The following is an 825-nucleotide window of genomic DNA, read 5'->3' on the forward strand; positions in this document are numbered from 1 at the left end:
CGCCAATGCGCTCGACGTGCGCGCGTTCGGTCTTGCCAACGGCAAATCGATCTCGCTGACCGACCGCAGCGTGCCGCGTGATCTGCGCGAGACCGTGCTGCATTCGGTGTGCGCTCGCTTCTCCACCGTGCTCGGTCCGGGCTCGGACTGGTACCATGAGGACCACATCCATCTCGACCTCGCGGAGCGCCGCAGCAATTACCGGATCTGCCAATGGAACGTGTACGACCCGCTGCCGCAGGTCGCGCCGCTGTTGCCGGCCGAGCGACCGGAAGGGGCGCCGCCGCGCGAGGTCGCCCAGAAAGCGGATGCATCCAGGCCGGACGCTCCCAAGGCGGATCACGGCAAGGCCGATGAGCCGGACGCCGCGAAATCAGATGATGCAGCCGCGCCCGAGAGTGCGGCGGAGACCAAGCCGCAGCAAACAAAAAAGCGCCGGCAAAGCCGGCGCTTTTGATCGCGGTTGCGACGTGATCGGCGTCAGTAGGGGACGTTGCCGCCGCCCTGCAGCGCCATCTGCGGCTTGTAGGGCGAGTCGCCGTGCTTGGGCTCCAGCACCACGACGATGGTGCCGACCTTGACGCGGGTGTACAGGTCCATCACGTCCTCGTTGGTCATGCGGATGCAGCCCGAAGAGACGGCCGTGCCGATCGTCTACGGCGCGGTGGAGCAGTGCATGCGGTAGATCGAGCCGCCGAGATACATGGCGCGGGCGCCGAGCGGGATCTCGAGACCGACCTTCAGGTAGCGCGGCAGGTCGGGCCGGCGCATCAGCATGGACGCCGGAGGGCGCCAAGCCGGCAACTCGACAGTCAAAGTGATGGG

At 67.2% G+C, this 825-nt stretch carries 2 protein-coding genes; one reads left to right on the forward strand and one right to left on the reverse strand.

The window, feature by feature from the left end; genetic code table 11:
- Nucleotides 1–457: extensin family protein (locus NS334_RS16185; protein WP_193753134.1), on the forward strand; the 457-nt coding region annotated here is incomplete at its 5' end.
- Between the two features lie 23 nt (nucleotides 458–480).
- Here the strand turns inward: NS334_RS16185 and NS334_RS18860 are convergent.
- Complete coding sequence (locus NS334_RS18860; protein ID WP_275044693.1) at nucleotides 481–651, reverse strand: L,D-transpeptidase; 171 nt, start codon at nucleotides 649–651, stop codon at nucleotides 481–483.
- Nucleotides 652–825: the final 174 nt, after the last annotated feature.

Origin of the sequence: Sphingomonas endophytica (assembly GCF_001476895.1) — a bacterium.
Classification (GTDB): Bacteria; Pseudomonadota; Alphaproteobacteria; order Sphingomonadales; family Sphingomonadaceae; genus Sphingomonas; species Sphingomonas endophytica_A.